24 protein-coding genes are annotated in these 25513 nt (G+C 70.1%); 11 read left to right on the top strand and 13 right to left on the bottom strand.

Features of this window, described 5'->3' with window-relative positions:
• Positions 1-17: 17 nt before the first annotated feature.
• Genes AUL34_RS09025 through AUL34_RS08990 form a run of 8 tightly spaced genes read right to left on the bottom strand, consistent with a single transcriptional unit; the run spans position 18 to position 8314 of the window.
• Positions 18-1460, bottom strand: a complete 1443-nt coding sequence (locus tag AUL34_RS09025) for an amidohydrolase family protein (protein WP_061933383.1) — start codon at positions 1458-1460, stop codon at positions 18-20.
• Positions 1457-2497, bottom strand: a complete 1041-nt coding sequence (locus AUL34_RS09020; RefSeq protein ID WP_061933382.1) for an ABC transporter substrate-binding protein — start codon at positions 2495-2497, stop codon at positions 1457-1459. The genes AUL34_RS09025 and AUL34_RS09020 overlap by 4 nt, the downstream gene beginning before the upstream one ends.
• 30 nt (positions 2498-2527) lie before the next feature.
• Positions 2528-3298: an ABC transporter permease gene (locus AUL34_RS09015; RefSeq protein WP_061933380.1), complete on the bottom strand. Its 771-nt coding sequence runs from the start codon at positions 3296-3298 to the stop codon at positions 2528-2530.
• A gap of 3 nt (positions 3299-3301) precedes the next feature.
• Positions 3302-4171 (bottom strand): ABC transporter ATP-binding protein, encoded by an 870-nt coding sequence (locus tag AUL34_RS09010; RefSeq protein ID WP_244492498.1) that lies wholly within the window; start codon positions 4169-4171, stop codon positions 3302-3304.
• A gap of 15 nt (positions 4172-4186) precedes the next feature.
• Entirely contained in the window at positions 4187-5650 is a 1464-nt protein-coding gene (gene allB / locus AUL34_RS09005) for an allantoinase AllB (protein WP_061933378.1), read from the bottom strand.
• Between the two features lie 11 nt (positions 5651-5661).
• The gene (locus AUL34_RS09000; protein ID WP_061933376.1) at positions 5662-6453 is read right to left on the bottom strand and encodes an SDR family NAD(P)-dependent oxidoreductase; all 792 of its coding nucleotides are present in this window, start codon (positions 6451-6453) and stop codon (positions 5662-5664) included.
• Between the two features lie 19 nt (positions 6454-6472).
• Positions 6473-7501 (bottom strand): ABC transporter substrate-binding protein, encoded by a 1029-nt coding sequence (locus tag AUL34_RS08995; RefSeq protein WP_061933374.1) that lies wholly within the window; start codon positions 7499-7501, stop codon positions 6473-6475.
• 3 nt (positions 7502-7504) lie between these two features.
• Complete coding sequence (locus AUL34_RS08990) at positions 7505-8314, bottom strand: cysteine hydrolase family protein (RefSeq protein ID WP_192845722.1); 810 nt, start codon at positions 8312-8314, stop codon at positions 7505-7507.
• Between the two features lie 120 nt (positions 8315-8434).
• On the opposite strand from AUL34_RS08990, the gene AUL34_RS08985 reads away from it, so the two are divergent.
• The 11 genes from AUL34_RS08985 to AUL34_RS23000 all read left to right on the top strand — a co-directional run bounded on the left by AUL34_RS08985 (position 8435) and on the right by AUL34_RS23000 (position 19515).
• Positions 8435-9352: a LysR family transcriptional regulator gene (locus AUL34_RS08985; protein WP_061933372.1), complete on the top strand. Its 918-nt coding sequence runs from the start codon at positions 8435-8437 to the stop codon at positions 9350-9352.
• Between the two features lie 157 nt (positions 9353-9509).
• Entirely contained in the window at positions 9510-10625 is a 1116-nt protein-coding gene (locus AUL34_RS08980; protein WP_061933369.1) for a BMP family ABC transporter substrate-binding protein, read from the top strand.
• Between the two features lie 20 nt (positions 10626-10645).
• A complete protein-coding gene (locus AUL34_RS08975; RefSeq protein WP_061933368.1) occupies positions 10646-11752 on the top strand; it encodes an ABC transporter permease in 1107 nt (368 codons plus the stop codon).
• Entirely contained in the window at positions 11749-12666 is a 918-nt protein-coding gene (locus AUL34_RS08970) for an ABC transporter permease (RefSeq protein WP_061933366.1), read from the top strand. Before AUL34_RS08975 ends, AUL34_RS08970 begins: the two co-directional genes overlap by 4 nt.
• A 9-nt stretch (positions 12667-12675) precedes the next feature.
• Entirely contained in the window at positions 12676-13692 is a 1017-nt protein-coding gene (locus AUL34_RS08965) for a formamidase (RefSeq protein ID WP_061933364.1), read from the top strand.
• A 12-nt stretch (positions 13693-13704) separates the two neighbouring features.
• Positions 13705-14406: a cysteine hydrolase family protein gene (locus AUL34_RS08960; RefSeq protein ID WP_061933362.1), complete on the top strand. Its 702-nt coding sequence runs from the start codon at positions 13705-13707 to the stop codon at positions 14404-14406.
• Complete coding sequence (locus tag AUL34_RS08955) at positions 14403-15971, top strand: ABC transporter ATP-binding protein (protein ID WP_061933360.1); 1569 nt, start codon at positions 14403-14405, stop codon at positions 15969-15971. The genes AUL34_RS08960 and AUL34_RS08955 overlap by 4 nt, the downstream gene beginning before the upstream one ends.
• The gene (locus AUL34_RS08950) at positions 15971-16633 is read left to right on the top strand and encodes a cysteine hydrolase family protein (RefSeq protein ID WP_061933358.1); all 663 of its coding nucleotides are present in this window, start codon (positions 15971-15973) and stop codon (positions 16631-16633) included. The genes AUL34_RS08955 and AUL34_RS08950 overlap by 1 nt, the downstream gene beginning before the upstream one ends.
• Positions 16630-16983, top strand: a complete 354-nt coding sequence (locus AUL34_RS08945) for a cupin domain-containing protein (RefSeq protein WP_061933356.1) — start codon at positions 16630-16632, stop codon at positions 16981-16983. Before AUL34_RS08950 ends, AUL34_RS08945 begins: the two co-directional genes overlap by 4 nt.
• Positions 16984-17003: 20 nt before the next feature.
• Complete coding sequence (gene atzF / locus AUL34_RS08940) at positions 17004-18800, top strand: allophanate hydrolase (protein ID WP_061933354.1); 1797 nt, start codon at positions 17004-17006, stop codon at positions 18798-18800.
• A 10-nt stretch (positions 18801-18810) separates the two neighbouring features.
• Entirely contained in the window at positions 18811-19515 is a 705-nt protein-coding gene (locus AUL34_RS23000; RefSeq protein WP_061933351.1) for a GntR family transcriptional regulator, read from the top strand.
• A 126-nt stretch (positions 19516-19641) separates the two neighbouring features.
• On the opposite strand, the gene AUL34_RS08930 is transcribed toward AUL34_RS23000, so the two are convergent.
• From AUL34_RS08930 to AUL34_RS08910, 5 genes are all read right to left on the bottom strand, one after another.
• Positions 19642-21537, bottom strand: coding sequence for a methyl-accepting chemotaxis protein (locus AUL34_RS08930; protein ID WP_156420850.1), 1896 nt, complete (start codon positions 21535-21537; stop codon positions 19642-19644).
• Between the two features lie 140 nt (positions 21538-21677).
• Positions 21678-22427, bottom strand: coding sequence for an amino acid ABC transporter ATP-binding protein (locus AUL34_RS08925; protein ID WP_061933347.1), 750 nt, complete (start codon positions 22425-22427; stop codon positions 21678-21680).
• On the bottom strand, positions 22424-23104 hold the full coding sequence (locus AUL34_RS08920) for an ABC transporter permease subunit (protein ID WP_061933345.1): 681 nt from the start codon (positions 23102-23104) through the stop codon (positions 22424-22426). The genes AUL34_RS08925 and AUL34_RS08920 overlap by 4 nt, the downstream gene beginning before the upstream one ends.
• Positions 23105-23197: 93 nt before the next feature.
• Positions 23198-23959 carry an amino acid ABC transporter substrate-binding protein gene (locus AUL34_RS08915; protein ID WP_061933343.1) on the bottom strand — a complete coding sequence of 254 codons (762 nt, stop codon included), beginning with the start codon at positions 23957-23959 and terminating at the stop codon, positions 23198-23200.
• A gap of 310 nt (positions 23960-24269) precedes the next feature.
• A complete protein-coding gene (locus AUL34_RS08910) occupies positions 24270-25274 on the bottom strand; it encodes an SDR family oxidoreductase (RefSeq protein ID WP_061933341.1) in 1005 nt (334 codons plus the stop codon).
• Positions 25275-25513: the final 239 nt, after the last annotated feature.

The raw sequence follows: 25513 nt of genomic DNA, 5'->3' as shown, positions 1-25513 counted from the left end.
GGATGCTCCTTAGGGGGTCAGCAGCAGGCGGGGCCATGGAAATGATCGCGCATCGCGGCTTCCAGATGCGGCAGCGCCGCGGCAAGGCGGCCGGAGGCGACCATGCCGTGGCGCACCTCGGCCAGAAGCTCGCGGGTGAGCGCCTCGTGGTCGATGCCGGCGAGGCGGCCGCCCTTGGCGATGCTGCGTCCGCCGACGATCACCTCGGCGATGTGGTGCCGGGTGCCGCGCGCCAGAAGGAGGCCGCCGGGCTCCGGCGTGATCGGCAGGCGGTCCTCGTCCAGCCGGTCCATGTCGAGGAGGAGGAGATCGGCTGGCTCGCCGCTCGCGATACGCCCGCCCTCCTCCTCGCCGAGCACCGCGGGCCGTCCATTGCGCGTCGCCATCGCCAGGATGTCGGCATCGCCGAACTCGTGCGAGAAACCCCAGCCGCGATGGAGGAGATGGGCCAGCCGCATCTCGCGCAACGCGTCGTCGTCCTCGTCGAGACCGAGCCCGTCGAGACCGAGCGCCACGCGGCAGCCCGCCCGGCGCATCGCGGCGAGGGGAGCGATGCCGGAGCGGATCTGGAGGTTGGAACTCGTGTTGACCGCGATCGTCGCACCACTTTGCGCGATCAGCTCCAGCTCGTCCGGCCGGGCATAGGTGCAGTGGGCGAGCGTCAGGCGCGGCGAGAGGAGGCCGATGTCGGCGAGCCAGCGCACGAGCCCGCCGGGCTTATCCTGCCGGTCGGCCCATTCGCGCTGATAGCGGGTTTCCAGGAGATGCATGTGGACGCGCCGACCGGTGAGGCCCGAGGCCTCGGCCACCGCGACGAGCAGTTCGTCGCTGCACCATTGCGGCCCAGTCGGCCCGTACTGGGCACGCACGCCCTCGCCGAGCGCCGCATCGACCTCGTCGACGAGGCGGATCTGCGCGGGCACGTCCGGCGCGGGGGCCGAGACGCGCGCGGCGATCTCGGCGCGCGCGTCACCCGGCAGCGCGTTCAGAACGGCTTCGGACGGGCCGTAGACCAGCGGGTTGCGGTCGCGAAGCGCGACAGCGAAACCGATGCGCACGCCGACGTCGCGGGCGGCCCGGGCCGTCGCGGCCGCTTCGTCCGGCACGGCGGCGAAGGATCGGAAGCGCGTGTGATGCACCATCACGACGCCGGCGCCGCCGAGCGCGCTGCGCCCGAGCGAGGCGGCGGCCGCGAGATAGGGGTCGATCGGCGGCAGCAGCGCGAGAGTGGACAGCCAGAGTTCCAGCGGCTTGCCCGCCGCCCCGAAGGAACTCGCCCGTACCGGCCGCGCGTGGTCGTGCGCGTTGACGAGGACCGGCATGGCAAGGGTCGGGTCAGCGGCCGTGCCCGGCGCGACCGAGGCGATCCGCCCATCCGCGAGGGTCAGCGTTACGGGATCGCGTGAGCCGAAACCCTCGGCGCAAAGCGCGCCGAGGCAAGGGATGCTCGTGCGGGTCACTGCGACGCGCCACCGGGCATGCGCTCGGCCTGCGGCGGCAGGAAGGAGCGATCGAAGACGTCGGACGGGGCCGGGCTGCGCTCGAGCCCGTAGGCCTCCGCGATCGAGCCGATCGCGCGTCCGAGGCGGGCGTCGTCGAGATCGCCGAGCCCCAGCCGCTTCGCCTCCTCGGTCTCGATCACGCGGGCCAGCGCGAAGCGCATGCGCGCCGTTTCCGCCTCGGCATTCACCAGCGGCTCGATCGCGGTCAGCGCGGCGACGCCGAGCGCCGGATCGGCCGCGACCTCGACCATCGCGCGATTGATGGCGCGCACGAGACCGCGCACGGCCTCCGGCTTCTCGGTGGCGAGGCGCCGGGAGACCATGACGCCGTTGGAATAGAGGTCGAGCCCGTTGGCCGCAAAGTCGATCCAGTGGAAGTCGCGCTCGGGGTCCTGCCCCTGCGACAGGAGATTGACGTAGCTCGTGACGTTGAAGACCAGAGATGCCGCGACCTCACCCCGCAGCAGCATCTGCTCCTGGAGGTTCGCCTGCATGTTGAGCACCTCGACGCTCGCAGGATCCACCGCATTGGCCTTGAGAAGCAACGGCAGAAGCTTGGTCGCCGCGGCCGAGGCCGGACCGCCGACCGTCTTGCCCGCAAGGTCCGCGATCTCGGCGATGCCGCTGTCGGCCTTGGTGAGTACCGAGAAGGGCGCGGCGTTGTAGACCTGGTAGACCATTACGGGCGCGGTGTCCGGCGCGCTCGCCGCCTGCTGGATCACGGCGTTGATGTCGCCGAAGCCGGCGTCGTAGGTGCCCGACGCGATGCGCGTGACGGTGGCGGCCGAGCCCTCGCCTTGGTCGATCGTGACGTCGAGCCCTTCGGCGTCGAAATAGCCCTTCTCCTTGGCGAGGAGGAAGGGGCCGTGGATGCCCTGGTAAACCCAGTCCAGCGTGAAGCGGATCGGCACCTTCTCGGCGGCGGCGGCGGGAAGCGTGGCGGCAAGCCACAGGGTGGCCAGGGCGAGGGCACCGGCGAGCGGTCGACAGGTCATGATCTCGTTCCTTCGAAGGGCGCCGGGCCGTCAGCCCAGGGCGAATTCGGTCTTGCGGTTGGCCCAGCCGGTGACGCGCTTCTCGACCAGCGAGAAGGCGGCGTAGAGCGCGACCCCGAGACCGGCGAGGATGAAGAGGCCGGCGAAGACCAGCGGCACGTTGAAGTTGGACGAGGCGATCAGCATCATGTTGCCGATGCCCTTGTTGGAAGCCACCGTCTCGGCGATCACCGTGCCGACGAAGGCGAGGGTGACCGCGACTTTGAGCGAGGCGAAGAGGTAGGGCATCGTCCGGGGCAGGCCGACGTTGAAGAGGATGTCGGTGCGGCTCGCCTTCCAGGTCTTCAGGACGTCCTCGAGCTCGGGCTCGGTGGTCGCAAGGCCCGTCGCCACGTTCACCACCACCGGGAAGATCGAGATGATCATGGCGGTGATGATCGCCGGCACCGTGCCCGCCCCGAACCAGAGGACCAAGATCGGCACCACCGCGACCTTGGGGATCGAGGAGAAGCCGACGAGCAGCGGAAAGGCCACCTTGTAGGCGAAGCGCGAGGAGCCGATCACCATGCCGATGACGACGCCGAGCGAGACCCCGAGCGCGAAGCCGACGAGCGTCGTATAGAGCGTCTGCACCGCGTGGGGCATGAGGGCGGGCCAGCGCGTGACGAGCACCGTCACGATCTCGCTCGGGCGCGGCAGCACGAGCGGGCTGATCGCGAAGGCGAGGCACGCGGCCTCCCACAGCGCGAAGAAGCCGAGGATGACGAGAAGCGAGCCGAAGCGTTCGCGGGACAGGCTCATCGATCAGGCCTCCTTGGCGGCGGTGCGCGCCTGGACGATCAGGGTGCGCAGGCGGTGGCCGAGCGCCACGAAAGCCGGCTCCGCCGTGGTGTCGATCGTGCGCGGGCGGGCGAAGGGCACGTGCTCGTCGACAAGGATGCGGCCGGGCCGCGCGCTCATGACGACGATGCGGTTGGCGAGGAACGCGCTCTCGCGCAGGTCGTGGGTCACGAGAAGGACGGTCGGGCGCGTTTCCATCCACAGCGACTGGAGGATCTCCCAGAGTTCCTCGCGGGTGAACTGGTCGAGCGCGCCGAAGGGCTCGTCGAGGAGAAGCAGGGTCGGCTCGTGGATCAAGGCACGGCAGAGCGAGGCGCGCTGCTGCATGCCGCCCGAGAGCTGCCAGGGATAGCGGTCGCCGAAGCCCGCGAGCCCGACCTTGGCGAGCAGCGCCTCGGCCCTCTCGCGGTACTCAGCCCGGCGCTTGCTCCGCCAGTGCTCGCGAAAGCCGGGAACGATCTTGAGCGGCAGCATGATGTTGTCGCGGATCGTCAGCCAGGGCAGGAGCGTCGGGTTCTGGAAGGCCATGCCGATGCGCACGTCCTCGGCGCCGACCTCGCGCCCGCCGACGAACACGTAGCCGGCGGTCGCCCGGATCAGCCCGGCGACGAGCTTCAGGATCGTCGACTTGCCGCAGCCGGACGGACCGACCAGCGCCACGAAGTCGCCGGCGAAGACCTTGAGGTCGGTCTCGGCCAGCGCCTGGACCGCCGTCCCGCCCCGCCCGTAGGCGAGCGCCGCCCCGTCGAACTGAATGAGCGGCACCGGCGAGGGCGGCGCGTCGGGGTCGAAGGGCCGGGCCCCCGCGGTGTCGTTGACGCTCAGCATCTGCATGGCCTCCTCCTCATGTCACGCCGCGGCGCGCGGTCGCGCCGAAGCCGGTGTCGGCGGGCGGAGCACGGCCTCCATCGTCTGGTCTAGGTTTCGCGGTCGGGGCGTCGGCATCGCCTGCACCCGGCGCACCGAGCGACCCCAGCCGGCGGTGTCGGTGACGAGCGTCCGGTCGCGCATGGCAAAGCGCCCGCGCACCATGGTGTGGATGGGCAGGCCCACCGTCTCCATGCCCTCGAACGGCGTGATCTTGCCGCGCGAATGGAGCTCCGCCGCGCGGATCACGTGGCGCCGCTTCATATCCACGAAGGCGATGTCGGCGTCGGCGCCCACCGTGAGCGAGCCCTTGCGCGGGAAGAGGCCGAAGGCGCGCGCCGGGGCGGCGGCCGACATGCGCACGTAGTCGGCGAGCGTGAAGCGCCCTTCGTTGACGGCGGTCAGCATCAGCTGCATCTGCGTCTCGACGCCGGGAAAGCCGCAATCGGCGGTCCAGATGTCGTCGCGGCGCTTTTCGGCGGGGTCGTGGGGCGCGTGGTCGGTGGCGATCATGTCGATCGTGCCGTCCTGGAGAGCCTCCCAGAGCGCTGCCTGGTGATGGCGCTCGCGCACCGGCGGATTGACGCGGATGATCGAGCCCAGCATCTCGTAGGCGTTCTCGTCGAACAGGAGGTAGTGCGGGCAGGTCTCGCCGGTGATGTCGACGCCCCTCGCCTTCGCCTCGCGAAGCGGGCGCAGTTCGTCGGCCGACGAGATATGGAGGATGTGGATGCGCGCGCCGGTCCATTCGGCGAGGATCGCGGCGCGGGCCACCGCCTCCGTCGCCACCACCGCCGGGCGCGAGGCGAGATGGGCGAGCGGATCGTGGCGTCCGGCGGCCGCGAGCTTGCGCTGGCGCCAGGCCATGATCGAGGCCGTCTCGGCATGGAGCGAGCAGCGCAGCCCGTGCCTGGCGAGGATCTCGAACCCTTCGAGCATCGCGCCGGTGGAGGGCGAGGGCAGGTTGCCGAACGTGTTGCCCATGAAGCACTTGAAGGCGGCGACACCCCCTTCGATCAGGGCTTCGAGCTGGTCGATATTGTCCTCGGCGAGAAGGCCGTAGATGCCGAAATCGACATGCGCCTTCTCGGCCGCCTTCAGCTTCAGCGCGAGGGCCTCCCGAGTGCCCGTCGGCGGGTTGGTGTTGGGCATCTCGAAGACCGTGGTGACGCCGCCCATGGCGGCCGCCGCCGTGCCGGTGCCCCAGTCCTCCTTGTGCGTGTAGCCGGGCTCGCGGAAATGGACATGCGCGTCGATCGCGCCCGGCAGGAGATGCAGGCCGGTGGCATCGAGGGTCTCGCGAGCCGGCGGCATGGCGTCGGGCATGCCGACGGCGATGATCACGCCGTCGCGGACGGCGAGTGCCGCGTCCAGCGTACCCGTCTCGCCGGCGATCGTGCCGCCGCGGATGACGAGGTCGGCAGTGGGCTGGGGTTCGTTCGTCATGGCGGGTCCTTTCAGAGCATGGCCCAGCCGCCGTCGACCGGCAGGTCGACACCGGTGATCTGGCGGGCGGCGTCGCTGGCGAGGAAGACGCAGGCATGGGCCACGTCCTCGTCGGTGGAAACGCGCCGCAGCGCGTAGTCCTCGGCATGGCGCCGGGCGGCCTCGTCCTCGGTGATGCCGAGCCGCGCGGCCATCTCGGGCACGACCTTCGTGCGGAATCGCGGGCCGTCCACCATGCCGGGCGCCACGCAGTTGACGTTGACGTTGTGCGGCCCGGCCTCGAGGGCGAAGGACTTGGTGATGCCGCGAAGGCCCCATTTCGATGCCGAGTAGGCCATGCGCCCGGCCCGGCCGCGCATGCCGAACGTGCCGCCGACATTGACGATGCGCCCGCCGCCGCCCGCGATCATCGCCGGCATCACCGCGCGCATCGTGTTGAAGCAGCCGGCCATGTTGAGCGTGACGATCTCGTCGAACTCGGCCGCCGTCGTCTCCCAGCCGGTCTTGCCGATCGGGCCGGAGCCGCCCGCGACGTTGACGAGGACGTCGATCCGGCCGAAGGCTGCCGTGGCCTCGTCCGCCAGCGCTTCCGCGTCGCCCTCGCGGGTGACGTCGCAGGCGACGACGATGGCTTGCGTCCCGCGCCGTTGCGCGTCCTCGGCCACCGGCGCGATCGCCGCCGTGTCGCGGCCCGCCAGCACAAGCCGGCATCCCTCGTCCGCAAAGGCGAGGCTCACCGCCGCGCCCATTCCCTTGGCCGGACCGGTGATGATTACGGTCCGCCCCTTCAATCCGAGTTCCATGTCGATACCTGCCTTGCGTTCAGTTCACGACGGCCGTCGGGCGCTCCGCGAGCGGCGGCAGGAAGGCGTCGGTGAATACCTTCTCCAGCGCCGGCGTCCGGGGCAGCGCGTTGGCCTCCACCACCACGTCGATCGCCCGACGCATGCGCGCGGGGTCGATGGCGCCAAGGCCGATGGTCTTGATCTCCGGATGGTTCATCTCGGCGGCGAGCGTCGCTTGCGTGCGCTCGACCTCGACCGCCTGGTTGAGGAGCGGCTCGCGGCTCATCACCGCGTCCACCGAGCCGGCGGGATCGGCGATCATGTCCTTCGTGGCGCGGTTCAGCGCCGCAACCAGCCCTTTCAGCGCTTCCGGGTGCTTGGCGGCGAAGCTCTTCGACGCGACCACGGCGTTGGAATAGAGATCGAGCCCGTAGTCGCCGAACTTGACGAAACGCAGCTGCGTCTCGGGATCGATGCCGGCCGCCTTGGCGCTGAAGGCGATCGTGTTGACGTAGCCGAAGACCCCATCCACCTGCCCGCTCATCAGCATCTGCTCGCGCAGGTTGGGCTGCATGTTCGTCACCGTCACCCCCGCCGGGTCTATGCCGGCCGCCTTGGCGAAGGCGGGAAACAGCTTCAGCGCGCCGTCGCTGGCCGGGCCGCCGATCGTCTTGCCGGCGAGATCGGCGGGCTTGGCGATCGGGCCGTCGGCCTTGACCGCGATCGTGAAGGGCGGCGTGTTGAACATCTGGTAGATGCCGATCGGCGCCTGGTCCGGCTGCGTGGCGGCCAGCGCGATCAGGGCGTTGATGTCGCCGAAGCCGACATCGTAGGCGCCCGTCGCGACCTTGGTGATGGCGGCGGCCGAGCCCTCGCCCTGGTCGATCGTCACGTCGAGACCGGCTTGCTTGAAATAGCCCTTGTCCTCGGCGAGGAAGAACAGGGCCTGCGGTCCCTGGTACTTCCAGTTCAGGACCATGCGCACGGGCGTCTGGGCCGACGCTGCGCCAAGCGGCGCGGCGGAGGCAAGAAGGGCGAGGCCGAGGACGGCGAGAAGGGATCGCATGGGTCAGGCTTCCTGTGCGGGAGGGACGGGCGAAAGGGCGGCGAGGAGGTCGGGGCTTTCCGCCACGAAGCCGTGCAGCGTCTCCACCAGCCAGACCACGGCGGCCTCGATGGCGGGCGGCGAGACGGTGGCGCAGAGGTCGGAGAGGAGCACGCAGTCGTAGCCGAGCGCGGCGGCGTCGGTCAGCGTCTCGAAGACGCAGCGGTCGGTGTTGATGCCGCAGAAGAGAAGCGTCGACACGCCCATGCGCCGCAGCAGGCTGTCGAGATGGGTGTCGGGAAAGCCGGAAAAGCGCTGCTTGTGCACCTCGTGGTCTTCGGGCTCGCGCGTCAGCCCGTCGGCGAGCGCGGCGCCCCAGGACCCCGCATGGAGCGTGCCCTCGTCGCGGCCCGCCGGGCGCTCGCCGTAGCCGATCGCGTCCGCCTCGCGCTTGCCGCGATAAAGCGTGGAGGCCGGCAGGTGCGCGGCGGTGCCGGGCAGGCCCCAGTTCAGCCAGACGACGGGCAGGCCGGCGCTCCGGCAGCCGCGAGCGAAAGCGTCGATCCGCTCGATCGGCGCCCGCCCCTGCCGCCCGGCCTGGGCGAACCAGCCTTCGCCGTGCAGGAAGTCGTTCTGGAGGTCCACCGCGATCACGGCGGTCCGCGTGAGATCGATCTCGACCGCGCGCGGCCGCGCCGCGAACGAAGCCGGCCGGGGCGTGGGCTCGGGGCGGAGCGTCGAGATCCGGTCCGGCGCGACCTGCCAGCCCTGCCCGGGCGAGGCGCCGAGGCGGAAGGGTTCGGCGGTTCGGGAAGGGTGGATCGGCTCGGCCAAGCGCTTCGGGCTCCTGTCATCTCGGGACGACGCTACAGGCCGAAACGCGGATACCGGAAATGCCGATTTCGATGCGATGTGATACGAAAAAGTCTACACCCCTGAGCGGAGCACGCGGCGATGCGCCATATGCGGATCTGGTCCTACGTCGATCTCGCCGCCCGCCACGGCTCGATCCGGCGCGCTGCGGAGGAGCTCAACATCACCCCCTCCGCCCTGCAGCGGCGCATCCAGGACGTCGAGGACGATCTCGGCACCGCGATCTTCGAGCGGTCCGCGCAAGGGGTTCGCCTCACGGCGGCCGGCGAGACCTTCATCCGCTGGATCCGGCAGCAGACCGTCGACCTCGACCGAACGCGCTCGCAGATCGAGAGCCTGGAGGGCCTGAAGCGCGGGCATATCCGCATCGCCTGCAGCCAGGCGCTGGTGAACTATCTCCTGCCGCAGGAGATCGCGGCCTTCCGCCGGATCTATCCGCGCGTCAGCTTCTCGATCTCGGTGGTGGACCACGACGTCGCGCTGCAGCGACTGGTGGACTACGAGGCGGACGTGGTGCTGATCTTCCGGCCGCGCCGCAGCGCCGAGCTCCAGCCGATCGTCACCATCGGCCAGCGGCTTCACGCGGTGATGGCGAGCGACCACCCGCTGACGCGCTTTGCGAGCATCCGCCTGCGCGACTGCGCGCCCTACCCGATCGCGCTGGCGGACCGCTCGTTCGGGTCGCGGCGCATCATCGACGGCATCCTGTCCACCAGTTCCTTCGCGCTGTCGGTCGATTTCGAATCAGACTCCTTCGAGATGCTGCGCAACCTCGCGCGCTCCGGCGAGGTGATCACCTTCCAGATCGAGGTCGGCTCCGAGGTCTCCTGGCTCGAGCCGGGGCTCGTCTCCATTCCCGTCGCCGACGCCGACCCGACCCACGGGCCGCTGGTCCTCGGCCAGTTGCGCGGTCGGACCCTGCCGGTGGCGGCGGCCAAGTTCGTGGAACAGGTGGCGCGCCGCCTCGACCGGACGCGCAACCTGCCGCAAGGCGCCTGAACGCGCAGGATCGCGATGCACCTGCCTAATGTTTCATCAACACTCGAAACTGATACCACCGGAGAAATTCGCCAAACAACTGATATGACATGATCCTTCGCCTTGGCACGGGCATTGCATGCAATCTCTCGTCATTCCTCGACGGGATCATTTCGCCATGCCGCTTCTGCCGATCCATCGCCGCCGCTTCCTCCAGGGCGCAGGCGCGCTCGCCCTCAGTCCGCTGATGCTGCGCGCCGGCTCCGCGCGCGCCGCCGAGGACCTGACGGTCGGCTTCCTCTATGTCGGCCCGAAGGACGACTTCGGCTACAACCAGGCCCATGCGCAGGCCGCCGCCATCATCAAGGCAATGCCCGGCGTCACCGTCCTGGAGGAGGAGAACGTCGCCGAGAGCGAGGCGGTCTCGCGCTCCATGCAGTCGATGATCGAGCTCGACGGCGCCAAGCTCCTCTTCCCGACCTCGTTCGGCTACTACAAGCCCTTCGTGCTGGAAGCCGCCACCGCCAACCCGGATGTTCAGTTCCGCCATTGCGGCGGCCTCTGGAGCGAGAGCGATCCCGAGAACGCCGGCTCCTATTTCGGCTATATCGGCATGGCGCAGTACCTGTCGGGCATCGTCGCCGGCCACCAGTCGAAGTCGAAGAAGCTCGGCTTCATCGCCGCCAAGCCGATCCCGCAGGTCCTCCTCAACATCAACTCCTTCACGCTCGGCGCGCGCTCGGTCGATCCGTCGATTACGACGCAGGTCATCTTCACCGGCGACTGGTCGATGCCGGTCAAGGAGGCGGAGGCCGCCAACGCACTGATCGACCAAGGCGTCGACGTCATCACCTGCCATGTCGACGGGCCGAAGGTGCTGGTGCAGACGGCGGCCGGCCGCGGCTCGTTCGTCACCGGCTACCACACGAGCCAGGCCGAGCTCGCCCCCGAGCACTACCTCACCGGCGCCGAATGGGACTGGGCCAACGTCTACCGCTCCTTCGTCGAGAAGGCGCAAGGCGGCGAACCGCTGCCGAACTTCGTGCGCGGCGGTCTTGCGGAAGGCTTCGTGAAGTCGAGCCCCTATGGCGCCATGGTCTCGGAGGCCGCGCGTGCCCAAGCCGACAGCGTGCGCGCCGAGATAATGAAAGGCGGCTACGCCGTCATCAAGGGGCCACTCAAGGACAACAAGGGCAAGGAGGTGGTGGCTGCCGGCCAGAGCTATCCGGAGACCGCAATCGAGCTGGAAAAGATGGACTATCTCGTCGAGGGCGTCGTCGGCTCGACGGCCTGAGCGAGCAGGGACCGGCCGCGATGAGCCTCGATCTCGCCTCTCCCCTGGCCGCGCCGGCGCGCGGCCTCTCGGACGCCGCATGCCGGCGGATCGAGGCCGTGCTCCTGCCGGTCCTCGCGATCCTTGCGGGCTTTGCGGCGTTCGCGCTGTTCCTGGGCCTGCAGGGCCATTCGCCGGCGACGTTCGCGAGCCTCGTCTGGCGCGGCGGGTTCGGCACGGCCTTCTCGATCGCCAACACGCTGCAGCGCGCGGCGCCCCTCCTCCTCACCGCGCTCTGCGTCGCGCTGCCGGCGCAGCTCGGCCTCGTGATCATCGGCGGCGAAGGCGCCTTCGTGCTCGGCGGTCTGGCAGCCGCGGCGACGGGCGCAGCTCTGGCCGGCCTGTCGCCGGTACCGGGCATCGCCGCGATGGCGTTGGCCGGCGCGCTGGCGGGCGGGCTCTGGATCGGCCTTGCCGGCTGGCTGCGCCATGCGCGAGGGGTCAACGAGACCATCGCCTCGCTGCTTCTCAGCTACATCGCCATCGCACTGTTCAACCACATCGTGGAAGGGCCGCTGCGCGATCCGGCGAGCCTCAACAAGCCCTCCACCACGCCGATCCCGGCGGACTTGCGCATCGGCACCCTGCCGGGAATCGACGTGCACTGGGGCTTTGCGGTCGGCGTCCTCGCCTGCCTCGTGAGCGCCTTCGTGATCCGGCGCACCACGTTCGGCTTCGCCGCGCGCATCGCCGGCGGCAATCCGCGCGCCGCCGCCGTGCAGGGCCTGCTGGTCGGGCGGCTCGTCGTCGCCTTCGCGATCGCCGGCGGCGCGGCGGCCGGCATCGCGGGGATGATCGACATGGCGGCCGTGCAGGGCTCGGCCAACGCCTCGCTGATCGCGGGCACTGGCTACACCGGAATCCTCGTCGCGTTCCTCGCGCGGCAGAACCCGCTCGCCATCGTGCCGATGGCGATCCTCGTCGGCGGCATCGCAGCGGCGGGCGGCCTCGTGCAGCGGCGCATGGGCCTGCCGGACGCGACCATGCTCGTCCTCCAGGGCTGCCTGTTCCTGTCGATCCTCCTGTCGGAGACGCTGGCCGGACGTCTCGTGCCGAAAGCCCTGCGCGCGGAAGGGGGTGCCCGATGAGCCTCGATCTCTGGAGCGTCCTCGTGGCGGTTCTGGGCGGCGCGATCCGCGTCTCGACGCCGTTCCTCTTCGTCAGCCTCGGCGAGTGCGTGACGGAGAAGTCGGGCCGCATCAATCTCGGCCTCGAGGGCACGCTCGTCTTCGGCGCGATGGCCGGCTACGGCGGCTCGCTCCTGACCGGCAGCCCCTGGGCCGGGGTGCTCGCCGCCGGGCTCGCCGGCACCTTGTTCGGGCTCCTGCACGGCGCGATCTGCTCCTTGAAAGGCGTCAACGACATCGCGGTCGGCATCGCCCTGATGATCTTCGGCACGGGCCTCGCCTTCTACTTCGGCAAGCCGCTGATCCAGCCCGCCGCGCCCATGCTCCAGGCGATCGACCTCGGCTTCTGGACCAGCGACCCGGCGCTTCGGGCGGCGCTCCAGATCAATCCCCTGTTCCTCGTCGGCATCGCGATCGCGTTCGCGATGGGCTTCGCCTTCCGCCGCACGCGGGTCGGCCTGGTCCTGCGCATGGTCGGCGACAGCGCGGATGCCGCGCGCGCCATGGGCTATCCGATCGTCCCCGTGCGCATCGCGGCCACCATGTTCGGCGGCTTCATGGCCGGCGTCGGCGGCGCCTACCTCTCGCTCTACTATCCCGGCTCCTGGAACGAGGGCATCTCGTCCGGTCAAGGGTTGATCGCCGTCGCCCTCGTCATCTTCGCGCGGTGGAACCCGGTCGCCTGCTTCGGGGCGGCGCTCCTCTTCGGCGGGGCGGGCGCGCTCGGACCCGCGCTCCAGTCGGTCGGCGTCACCGGCGGCACCTACCTCTTCTATGCCGCGCCGTATGTGCTGACGCTCGTGATCCTCGTCCTCACCTCCTCGCCCCGCCGCGCCCTCGACGGCGCGCCGCGCGAGCTTTCCATCACCAAATAGGAGCCCGGCATGAACGGCCTCGGCGGACTGAACAAATCGGACAATGGCGTCGTCATCGGCTGCGTGCAGCTGCAGCTGCCGACCGTCGCCACCCCGGACGACCTCCGGCGCCAGACGGCGCGCATCGTCGCCATGGTCGGCAAGGCGCGCCGCAACCTCTCGACCATGGATCTCGTGGTCTTCCCGGAATACTCGCTCCACGGCCTGTCGATGGACACCAACCCGGCCATCATGTGCCGCGTGGACGGGCCCGAGGTCGAGGCGTTCCGCAAGGCGTGCCGCGACAACCGCATCTGGGGCTGCTTCTCTATCATGGAGCTGAACCCCGGCGGCATGCCCTACAACACCGGCCTCGTGATCGACGACACCGGCGAGATCCGGCTGAACTACCGCAAGCTCCATCCCTGGGTTCCGGTCGAGCCCTGGGAGCCCGGCAATCTCGGCATCCCCGTCATCGACGGGCCGAAGGGCGCCAAGCTCGCCCTCATCATCTGCCACGACGGCATGTTCCCCGAGATGGCGCGCGAATGCGCCTACAAGGGCGCCGAGATCATGCTGCGCACGGCCGGCTACACCGCGCCGATCCGCGAAAGCTGGCGCTTCACCAATCAGGTCAACGCCTTCTGCAATCTCATGGTGACCGCGAATGTCTGCATGTGCGGATCGGACGGCTCGTTCGATTCCATGGGCGAGGGCATGATCGTCAACTTCGACGGCACGGTTCTCGCCCACGGCACCACCGGCCGCGTCGACGAAATCATCACCGCGGAAGTCCGGCCCGACCTCGTGCGCGAGGCGCGTCGCGGCTGGGGCGTCGAGAACAACATCTACCAGCTCGGCCATCGCGGCTACGTCGCGGTCCAGGGCGGCGCGCAGGACTGCCCCTACACGTACATGCAGGACATGGTCGCCGGCCGCTATCGCTTAGCATGGGAGGACGAGGTGAAGATCGTGGACGGCACGTCCTGCGGCTTCCCCGCCCCGACGCGCCGATACGGCGACGCCCTTCCCCAGGCCGCCGAATAAGGAGCCGGAGCGATGGACACGCTGAACGCCGCCGGTCTCACGATCGCCTCCACCCCCTATCGCTGGCCCTACGATGGGAGCCTTGCGCCCGCGACCACTGCGCTCGTCATCATCGACATGCAGACCGACTTCTGCGGCCCCGGCGGCTATGTCGACAAGATGGGCTACGACCTCCAGCTGACACGCGCGCCGATCGAACCGATCCGTAGCGTTCTCGCCGCCATGCGCGACAGGGGCTTCCCCATCATCCACACGCGCGAGGGGCATCGGCCGGACCTGGCCGACCTTCCCGCCAACAAGCGCTGGCGTTCGCGCCAGATCGGCGCCGGCATCGGCGATCCCGGCCCCTGCGGGCGCATCCTGGTGCGCGGCGAGCCGGGCTGGGAGATCATCCCCGAACTCGCGCCCCTGCCCGGCGAGGTCGTCATCGACAAGCCCGGCAAGGGCTCGTTCTGCGCCACCGACCTCGAGCTGATCCTCCACGCGCGCGGCATCCGCAACATCGTCCTCACCGGCATCACCACCGACGTCTGCGTCCACACCACCATGCGCGAGGCCAACGACCGCGGCTTCGAGTGCGTGATCCTGGAGGACTGCTGCGGCGCCACCGACCGCGGCAACCACGAGGCCGCGATCAAGATGGTGACCATGCAGGGCGGCGTCTTCGGCGCCGTGGCCTCGAGCGCCGCGTTGATCGAGGCGATCACCGCATGAGCGCGCTGGAGGCGCTGCCCGACGACGAGCCCGAGGCCGCCGAGACGCGTGGATCGCGCCCACTTCTCGAAGCCGTCGGCCTCACCAAGCGGTTCGGCGCCTTCACGGCGCTCGACGACGTGACGATCGCGCTCCATCCCGGCGAGTTCCACGCGCTGCTCGGCGAGAACGGGGCGGGCAAGTCGACGCTCGTGAAATGCATTCTCGGCTACCACCGGCCGGACGCCGGCGCCGTGGTGCTCGACGGTCGCGAGGTGGCCGTCGGCTCGCCGCGCGACGCGCGCCGGCTCGGCCTCGGCATGGTCTATCAGCACTTCACGCTGGTGCCCGCGATGAGCGTTCTGGAGAACCTCGTGATGGCCGGCGCCACGGTGCCGCGCGTCGTGGACTGGCGGGCCGAGCGCCGGCGCCTCGCCGCCTTCATGGAGACGATGCCGCTCCGCGTGCCGCTCGATGTCGCCGTGGACCGCCTGTCGGCCGGCGAGCGGCAGAAGACCGAGATCCTGAAGCAGCTCTATCTCGGCTCCCGCGTCCTCGTGCTCGACGAGCCGACCTCGGTGCTGACGCCGGGCGAGGCGGAGGAGGTGCTGTCCTTCCTGCGCACCCGCGCCGCCGAGACCGGCATGGCCGTGCTCCTCATCACCCACAAGTTCTCGGAGGTCACGCGGTTCTGCGACCGGGTCAGCGTGCTGCGAAAGGGACGTGCCGCCGGCGGCGGCAAGGTGGCGGACCTCACCGTCGAGGACATGGCGCGGATGATGATCGGCGAGCGTGAACTCACCGAGGCCCCCGCCCGCACGGCCTCGCCCACCGCGCCGCCGGTGCTGCGGCTGGAAAACCTCACCGCCGGCCTGCCGGGCAGTCGGGGCGCGATCGCGATCGACCATCTGGAGGTTGCGCCCGGCGAGATCGTCGGCATCGCCGGCATCTCGGGCAACGGCCAGACGACGCTAGTCGAGGTCCTCTCGGGACAGACACCGGCGGACGGCGGCGTACTCGAGGTCGGGGGCAAGATCTACCGGGCGAGCCGGGCCGAGGCGCAGGCGCGGCGGGTCCGCTGCCTGCCGGAGGAGCCGTTGCGCAACGCCTGCGTCGGCCGCATGTCGGTCTCCGACAACCTCGCCTTCCGCTCCTTCGACCGCGACGAGGCGGGCGCGCCGATCCGCCTCCTCGACCGCGCCCGCATGCGGCGCGACGCCGAGCGGCTGATCGCGGCCTACTCGGTGAAGACGCAGAGCCCCGGCTCGCCGATCGCCACGCTGTCGGGCGGCAACGTGCAGCGCGCGGTGCTCGCCCGCGAGCTTCAGGGCGAGACCGACCTCCTCGTCGTCGCCAACCCGTGCTTCGGGCTCGACTTCGGGGCGGTCGCCGACATCCGCGCCCAGCTGATGGCCGCGCGCAACCGGGGCACGGCCGTCCTCCTCGTCTCCGAAGACCTCGACGAGGTGATCGCGCTGTCGGACCGCATCCTCGTCCTCTTCGAGGGGCGGATCGTGATGGAGACGCCCGGCGGCGCGGCGGCCGATCCGTTCGCGATCGGCCGCGCCATGGCGGGGCACGTCTGATGGGAACCGTTTCCGCCCTGCCCTTTGCGTTCGCGCTCGACCCGGCCCGCGTCGGCCTCGTCGTCATCGACATGCAGCGCGACTTCCTCGAGCCCGGCGGCTTCGGCGAGAGTCTCGGCAACGACGTGCACCCGCTCCAGGCGATCGTGCCCGCCGTGGCGAAACTGATCGCGGGCTTTCGCGCCGCCGGGCGCCCGGTGATCCACACGCGCGAGTGCCATGCGCCCGACCTGTCGGACTGCCCGCCGGCCAAGCGTCTGCGCGGCCCCGAGGGAAAACGCATCGGCGATCCCGGCCCGATGGGGCGCATCCTCGTCCGCGGCGAGCCAGGCGCCGACATCGTGCCCGACCTCGCGCCCCTGCCGGGCGAGTTGGTGCTCGACAAGCCCGGCAAGGGTGCCTTCCACGCGACACCGCTGGACGCGGAGCTTGAAAGGCTCGGCCTGCGACAGCTCGTCTTCGCCGGCGTCACCACGGAGGTCTGCGTCCAGACCACGATGCGCGAGGCCAACGACCGGGGCTACGAGTGCCTGCTCGCCGAGGACGCGACCGAAAGCTACTTCCCCGAATTCAAGGCCGCGACGCTCGCGATGATCCGCGCGCAAGGCGCGATCGTCGGCTGGACCGCAGAGACGGACGCCATCCTGGAGGCCCTCGCATGAGCGACCCCGTGCATTTTCCGGGCCTGGCCACGGGCGCCTTTTGCGACGCCGCCTTCGAGCCGTTCCGCGAGGGCGTCGAGATCGCGCATCTCCAGCGGCCGGGGGAAAGCGGCGGTCCTGCGCTGGCCCTCCTGCGCTACCGGCCGGGCGCCGGCGTGCCACGCCACGAGCATACCGGCCTCGAGACGATCCTCGTCCTCGCGGGGAGCCAGAGCGACGAGCGCGGCACCTACCGGGCCGGCGACGTCGTCCTCAACCCGCCCGGCAGCGTCCACCGCGTCTGGTCCGACGAGGGCTGCACTGTCCTCATCTCCTGGGCGGCCCCCGTGCGCATCCTCGGCGACGCCTGACCCTTTCGAAAGCCCGCGACATGACACTGCCCACCGTCCTCGACTTCGCCCGTCTTCGGGCTGCCTATGCGTCCGGCCTGACCCTGCCGGAGATGGTGGACGCCCTTCTCGAACGGCTGGCGGCGGCCGATCCCGCGATCTTCATCGCGCGGACCGCGCCGGACGCGCTCCGCGCAGCCGTTGCCGACATTCTCGCACGCGCGCCGGAGCCCAACTCCCTGCCGCTCTGGGGCCTGCCCGTCGCGGTCAAGGACAATATCGACGTCGCCGGCCTGCCCACCACCGCCGGGTGTCCCGACTTCGCCTACGAGCCGGCGGCGGATGCGCCGGTCGTGGCCCGGCTAAAGGCGGCAGGCGCCCTCGTCATCGGCAAGACCAATCTCGACCAGTTCGCCACCGGCCTTAACGGCACGCGCTCGCCCTATGGCGCGCCGCGCTGCGTCTTCGACGCGAGGTACGTTTCGGGTGGCTCGTCCTCGGGCTCGGGCGTCGCGGTGGCGGCGGGCCTGGCCGCCTTCTCGCTCGGCACCGACACGGCGGGCTCCGGCCGCGTGCCCGCCGCCTTCAACAACATCGTCGGCATCAAGCCCTCGCCCGGCCGCGTCGCCACCGCGGGCGTCGTGCCGGCCTGCCGTTCGCTCGACGTCGTCACCGTTTTCGCGGCTTCCGTCGCCGACGGGTTGGAGGTGCGGCGGGTGGCCGAGGGCTTCGAGGAAAGCGACCCCTTCTCGCGGCGCCTCAGCGAGGCCGCGCTGCCCGCGCGCCTGCGCGTCGGCGTGCCCGAGGACGACGAACTCGAATTCTTCGGCAACGAGGGCTATCGCGCGCTCTACGCGGCGAGCGTCGAACGCGCCCGCACGCTCGGCGCCGAGATCGTCCGCTTCGACTACCGGCCGTTCCGCGAGGCGGCGGCGCTGCTCTACGAGGGCCCCTGGGTGGCCGAGCGGTTGCACGCCGTCCTGCCGTTCATCGACCGGGCACCGGGCGCGATGGACGCCACGGTGCGCACCATCATCGAGGGCGCGCGGGGCATGACCGCGGTGGATGCCTTCGCCGGTCGCTACCGGCTGGAGGCGCTGCGGCGCGAAGCCGAGCGCGAGTGGGCGAAGGTCGACGCCCTCCTCCTGCCGACCTCGCCGGACATCCAGACGGTCGAGGCGATGCGGGGCGATCCGGTCGCGCTGAATGCCCGCTTCGGCCGCTACACCAACTTCGCCAACTTCTTCGGCTGCGCCGCCATCGCCGTGCCCGCCGGCTTCACGGAGGCCGGCCTGCCCTTCGGCGTGCAGCTCGTCGCCCCGAGCGACACGGACGAGGCGCTCGCCCCCTTCGCCGCCCGCCTCCACGCGGCGGCCGAAACCGGGGCCGGTGTCGACCGCACCCTCCAGCCGCCCGCGGTCGCCGACAGGCCGACCGACGACATCGCCATCGCGGTCGTCGGCGCCCACCTCACCGGCATGCCGCTGAACGGTCAGCTGACGGAGCTCGGCGGCGCGCTCCTGACGGAAGCCCGCACCGCGCCGGGCTATCGCCTCTACGCGCTCGCGGGCACCGTGCCGCCCAAGCCCGGTCTCGTGCGCGCGCCGGGCTTTGCGGGACCGGGCATCGCCGTGGAGGTCTGGCGGCTCTCGCCCGCCGCCTTCGGCCGTTTCGTCGCCGCCATTCCCCAGCCGCTCGGGATCGGCAAGCTCGTGCTCGACGACGGGTCCGAGGTGTCCGGCTTCCTGTGCGAGCCGGCCGCGCTCGACGGGGCCACCGAGATCACCGAGTTCGGCGGCTGGCGGACCTACATTGCCTCGCGCGCCCAAGCCGCCTGATACTGGCGCAATGACGAAGCATCCCAAGCGCACGCAGGCGGACATGATCCGCGAGGTCCTGTCCGATCGGATCGTCCACGGCATCCTTCGCCCCGGCGAGGCGCTCGACGAGACGAGCCTTGCGGCCGAGTTCGGCGTCTCGCGTACGCCGATCCGCGAGGCGCTGCGCCAGCTCGAATCGATCGGGCTTGCCCTGTCCCGCCCCCATCGCGGCACGATCGTCACCAATGTCGGCGAACGCGAGCTTCACGACATCTTCCGCGTCATGGGCGAGTTGGAAGCGCTCTGCGCCCGGCTGTCGGCCGAGGCGATGACGCCGGGCGAATGCGAGGCGCTATCGCATCTCCACGCGCACGGCGCCGAACTGGTGCTGCGCGGCGACGTCGGCGGCTACCTCGCGCACAACGAGCAGTTCCACGACGCGCTCTATGCCGGCTCGCACAACGGCTTCCTGGAGGAGACGACCCGCTCCGTGCGCCGCCGGCTCGCCCCCTTCCGCCGGATGCAGTTCGAGGCGCTGCACCGCATCGCCCATTCGCAGCGCGAGCACGGGGCCGTGGTGGCCGCCATCCTCGATGGCGACGCCGATCGCGCGGCGCGCGCCATGCTGGAGCACCTGTCCATCGTGGAACGGGCCGTCGACCGGATCTCGCCGTCCCATCGTGCGGCCGGCGAGGACGGGGCCGATCCGTTGCTTCGGGCAGACGTTGGCTAGCGCGCGCTAACGCGGGAACCAGGATCGCCCTCCTGCTTGCGGTCGGAACGCCTTCGATGAAGCACTTCCGCCTTGGGCACCCTGACAACGAGCGGGCGGCGGCCGGACGGCGTCAGGGCGTGCGCCTCAGAAGTCTTCCCATTCGGATGCAGCGGAGACGGGCCTCGCGGCAGCGCCGCCGGAGCCGAGCGTGCGCATCTGCACCACGGGCGCGCGGGGCGTTGTCGCCCGCGCGGCGGGCGGGGCGGCGATCGCCGAGCGGATCCGGAAACGCCGCGTGAGGGCGGCGAGCCGTTCCGTCTCGTCCGTCAAGGCCTTGGCCGCCGCGGTGGTTTCCTCGACCATGGCCGCATTCTGCTGCGTCACGTGATCCATCTGGTCGGCCGCGGACGCGACCTCCTTCAAACGCCGCGCCTGATCGCTCGCGCTTTCGGCGATGCGAGAGACGATCCCGCTGACGTCGCCGACCTTGGCGACGATGTCCTCGAGCGACGAGCCGGAGGCGGAGACGAGGTCGACGCCGATCGAGACCTGCGAGGCGGAGCTCGAGATCAGCGACTTGATCTCCTTGGCCGCTTCCGCCGAGCGCTGGGCAAGGCCGCGCACTTCCTGCGCCACCACGGCGAAGCCACGGCCCGCTTCCCCGGCGCGCGCGGCCTCGACACCGGCGTTCAGCGCCAGGAGGTTGGTCTGGAAGGCGATCTCGTCGATGACGCCGATGATCCGCCCGATCTGGTCCGACGACGCCTTGATCGCGGCCATGGCCGTCACCGCGCGGGCGACGATCTCGCCGCCGGCCGCAGCGACCCGCTCCGTGCCGGAAGCCGCCCGCTGCGCGTCGCCGGCCCCGGCCGCCGTTCCGTCGATGGTGACCGTCACGTCCGCGAGCGCCGCAACGGTTTCCTCCAGCGAGGCCGCCTGCTGTTCGGTGCGATGGGCGAGGTCACCCGAGGCCGCCGCGATCTCACCGAGCCCGAGGCGGATCGTGCCGACGGATTCGACCACCGTTCCGATCGCGCCTTCGAGAGCTTCCACCGACGCGTTGAACGTCCGGCGGATGGGCTCGAATTCGGGTGCGGTGGTCGCGGCCATGCGCACGGTGAGGTCGCCTTGCGAAAGGCTCTGGAAGCTTTCCTCGACAAGATGGACGAAGACGCGCAGGTCCTCCGCCTTCGCCTGATCGATCGCCGCCTGACGGGCCGCACCGGCCGCACGGGTCTCGCGGCTGGCCTCGGCCTCCGCTTCGAGCCGGAGCTTTTCCAGCGCCGCGTCCTTGAAGACCTGGACCGCGCCGGCCATGTCGCCGATCTCGTCGCGGCGCTCGGTTTCGGGGATGTGGATCGAGGTGTCGCCCGCTGCCAGCCGGCGCATCGCGCCGGTCAGCCCGACGATCGGCCGCGAGATCGTGCGGACCAGCATCCAGCCCATGAGGAGGGCGATGGCGCCGCTGATCGCGAGCGAGCCGACCATCGTGCGCATGGACATCGTGTTCGCGACGTCGGCGGACGCGCCGTTCGAGGCGATGAGTTCCTGCTGGACCTTCAGGGCGTCGTCAAGCAGGTCGTAGGCCTGCGTCAGCGGGAACTGCTTGGGCAGGGCCAGCGCCTCGGCCCGGGTCGCGGGATCGCGGCCGAGCTCGATCATGCGATTGCCGGCCTTGTCCCACCAGGTCTCGACCACCGTGCGCGCCGTCGAGACCTTCGACCGCTGCTCGTCCGAGGGAGACAAGGCGAGGAACTCGTCGGCGGCCTTCCCGAAGCCGCTCTTGGCGTCAGCATAGGTCTTGAGGAAGCGCTCCTCGCCGGTGAGGAGATTGTTGCCGATGGCGTTCTGCTGGCGATACAGCGATGCGCGCATGCGCTCGGCCTGCAACGAGGCCATCAGGTTGTTCGTCTGCGCGCCGTTGGCGGACGAAGCATCCGACATGCTCGACCAGAGCAGGCCGTTCGCCGCAAAGAGAACGACCATGATCGCCGCGAAGGCAAGGATCAGCTTGCGCGATATCGTAAGCTTGGGAAACATGGAGAACCATCTCTGGACGATGCCGGCCGGCCGCACCGTGACGGCGACGGTTCCGGTGTAAGCCGTTCCAGTGAAGGTTTCGTTGATCGGCACCCCGGGGCGAAGGGCGACGAGACGCCGTCCGAACGCGGGCAGGCCTGTCAGGCCGTGTTCGACAGGGTTCTCACGAAGCGTATCGTGCGCTCGTCCCGCGGATGGCCGAAGATCTCCGCCGGCGGCCCCTGCTCGACGATCTCGCCGCCCTGGAGAAAGACCACGTGCTGGGCGATGCGGCCGGCGAGCCGCAGATCGTGCGTGGCCATCAGCATCGTCATCCCGTCCTCGGCGAGCCTGCCGAGGACGTCGACGACTTCGGCAGCGAGTTCGGGATCGAGCGCCGAGGTCGGCTCGTCGCACAGAAGCAGCTTCGGGGACGCCGCGAGTGCGCGTGCGATGGCGACGCGTTGCTGCTGCCCGCCGGAAAGCGTGGCGGGATAGGCGTCCGCCTTGTCCCCCATGCCGACGGTCCGCAGGAGTTCCGCGGCCCGCGCCCGCGCCCGGTCGAGCGGCCACCGCTGGACGATGACGAGACTTTCCGTGACGTTCTCCATCACCGTGCGATGGGGAAAGAGCTGGAAGTTCTGGAACACCATGCCGGTGCTTCGCCGCACGGCCAGAACGTCCTTCTGCGGCAGGCGCCCATCGGGGTTGAAGGTGATCCGCAGCGTGTCGAGTTCGAGGCTGCCGGCTTCGGGAACCTCGAGAAGGTTGACGCATCGCAGGAGCGTGCTCTTGCCGCTGCCCGAGGGGCCGATCAAGGCGGTGACGCGCCCCGGCGCGATGTCGAGATCGACGCCGTCCAACACGGTGTTCTCGCCGAAACTCTTGCGAAGGCCCGAGAGGCGGATCATGACCGGCCCTCGACATATCCGCCATAGCTGGAGAATCGGCGTTCCAGCCTGTTCTGCAGCGCCGACAGGACGGACGACAGCGCCAGATATATCAGGGCCGCCTCGATGTAGAGGATCAGCGGCTCGTAGGTCACGGCGACGACCCGCTGAGCCTGCTGGAACAGCTCCGGCACCGTGATCGCGGCGGCCAGCGAGGTATCCTTGACTAGGGATATGAACGAGTTCGAAAGCGAGGGTACGGCGACGCGCAACGCCTGGGGCACCACGGTGCGCGTCATCGCCTGGCGCTGCGTCATGCCGATCGAGTAGGCCGCCTCCCATTGGCCCTTCGGGATGGACGAGAGGGCGGCGCGGATGATCTCTGAGGTGTAGGCGCCGACGCTGAGCGAGAAGCCGATCAGGGCCGCGGGAAAGGCGTCGATCAGGATGCCGAGGCTCGGCAGTCCGTAGAAGATGACGAACAGCTGCACCAGCAGCGGCGTGCCGCGAATGAACCAGACGTAGAAGCGCGCGATCGCCACGATCGGCCTGGGCGCGAACAACCGGACCACCGCCGTCGCGAACCCGATCGTCAGCCCGATGGCGAACGACAGGATGGCGAGCGGCACCGTGAACGTCAGCCCGGCCCGAACCAGCGGCCAGAGCGAGTCGAGCATGAGTTGCAGGCTGGGAGGCACAGCGATCCGTTCTTGTCACGTTGCGCGACGCAGCCGCCCCGCATCGGGGATGATAGGGCGGCCGATCGATCGCGGAAGACGGGAGGGCCAGCCTCAGCGCGAGACGTCGGCCCCGAAGTAGCGCTGCGAGATCGCCTCGTAGGTGCCGTCCGCCTTCATCTCGCCGAGCGCCTTGTTGATCGCGGCGACGAGATCGGGGTTATCCTTCTGGACGATGATCCCCGAGGCGGCGGCCTCGCCCTGTGTCGCGACCACGACGACGGGCGCGTCGGGCTTCTGCTTCTTGAAGTCGAGGAAGGACAGGTTGTCGTTGATCGTGGCGTCGGCGCGGCCCGTCAGCACGAGCTGAACCGACTGGTCGAACCCGTCCGTTCCCACAAGCGTCGCGCCCGCCTCTTCCGCAAGGCGGCCGTAGTTCGACGTCAGGGACTGTGCCGCCCGCTTGCCCTTGAGATCGCCGAAGCCCTTGATCGCCTCGTTGCCCTGCTTCACGATCAGGACGGCCTTGGATACGATATAGGGATCGGAGAAGTCGAAGCGCGCCTTGCGCTCCTCGGTGATGCCGACCTGGTTGATCACCGCATCGTAGCGGTCGGCGGCGAGGCCCGCGATCAACCCATCCCACTTGCCCTCGACGAACGTGGCCTCCACGCCCAGGCGCTTTGCGACCTCCCGGCCGATCTCGACGTCGAAGCCGACGAGCTGGCCGGAGGCGTCGTGAAACGTGAACGGCGCATAGGTGCCTTCGGTCCCGATGCGCAGGGCCTTCGCCGATTGCACGTCCGCAAGGCTTCCAGCGAATGCCGCGCCGCTCGAGAGCGCGAGGGCGAGAGCGGTGGCAACGAGGCATTTCATGCGACTTGTCCTTTGGACGGGGATCGATCCGATGGGTGAGATATGGGCGATGGGTCCCGGCTTCTCCAAGGAACGCGATTGCGCCGATCGGAGCGGAAGGGAACTTTCTTCCTTCGCCGGCCACGCCCATCCCGCGGTGTGGGGTTCCAGTCCCGGCGTTTCGGTCCCTCCCCCCAGCCAACTGCAGCGACCAAGGCGCGGTGCCCGAGACCGCCAGCGCGGCATCTGCTCCCTCATGCGAACGCGGGCCGCCGCGATACGGCCGGATCGCGGAACGGCAAGGGCACCGTTCCGGCGCCCCGCTCTCGCATCAGGCCGGCTGGCCGTTGCCACCCGTCGATCCGAAGATCTGGCCCGTGGAATAGCTCAGCAGCGGGTCGGCCGCGGCGACGTAGAGAGCTGCGATCTCGGCCGGCTGGCCGGCGCGGCCCATGGGCGAATCGCCGCCGAAGGTGCGCAGCTTCTCCGTCGTCGCCCCGCCCGAAACCTGGAGCGGCGTCCAGAACGGTCCCGGCGCGACCGCGTTGACGCGGATGCCACGCGGCGCCAGTTCCTTGGCCAGCCCCTTGGTGAAGTTCAGAACCGCCGCGCGGGTCATCGCGTAGTGCATGATCTCCGGTGACGGGTTGCCGGCCTGTTCTGACGAGGTGTTGACGATCACCGCCCCCGCTTCCATGCGCTCCAGCGCGGCTTTCGTCAGCCAGAACGGGGCGTAGACATTGGTCTTCATCGTGTCGTCGAAGAGCTCGGACGAAATCTCGGCGATCGAGGGACGGGTCTGCTGGAGAGCCGCGTTGTTGACGAGGATGTCGAGGCCGCCGAGCTGGTCCGCGGCCTGCGAGATCAGGCTGCGGCAGAATTCCTCCGAACGCAGGTCCCCGGGGATCGCGACCGCCTTGCGCCCTTCCGCCTCGATCAGCGCGACGACTTCCTTGGCGTCGGGCTCCTCGGCGGGAAGATAGTTGATCGCGACGTCGGCGCCCTCGCGGGCATAGGCGATGGCGGCGGCCCGGCCGATGCCGCTGTCGCCCCCCGTGATCAGCGCCTTCTTGCCCGCCAGCTTGCCGGAGCCCTTGTAGCTCGTCTCGCCGTGGTCGGGACGCGGATTCATGCGCGAGGCCAGCCCCGGCCAGGGCTGCATGTCGGTCGGATACGGGGGCTTCGGATAGCCCGCGGCAGCCGGGGCGGTCGGCTCCGACGCGCCGCCGCCGCCGCCCGACTGAGCGGACGCCGCCGTGTTCGAGGCGAGCGTGACGGCGGCGCCTGCGGTCAGGGCGGCGCCTGCCAGAAACGTGCGGCGGTTGGTGTCGGTCATGACGTGTGTCTCCGTGGTGCATCACGAAGCTGGCTTCACCGCGAATGGTTCCGCAGCGGGTCCTGGCAAACGAACCCGGCTCATCCACCAGTTCCGGCACCATCGCCGCACGGAGGAAGTGCCTGCGTCCGGGACCTCGCATCCGACGAACGGTCGATCGGCCGGCAGGTCTGGCACCGTCGGGGCGGGAGACGGGAGCGCTGGGGGAGCGGTCATCGGCGATGCCTCGTGTGTCGGCG

The organism is Aureimonas sp. AU22 (assembly GCF_001463745.1).
In the GTDB taxonomy this organism is placed as follows: domain Bacteria; phylum Pseudomonadota; class Alphaproteobacteria; order Rhizobiales; family Rhizobiaceae; genus Aureimonas.
This window is presented reverse-complemented; position numbering and strand designations above follow the sequence as displayed.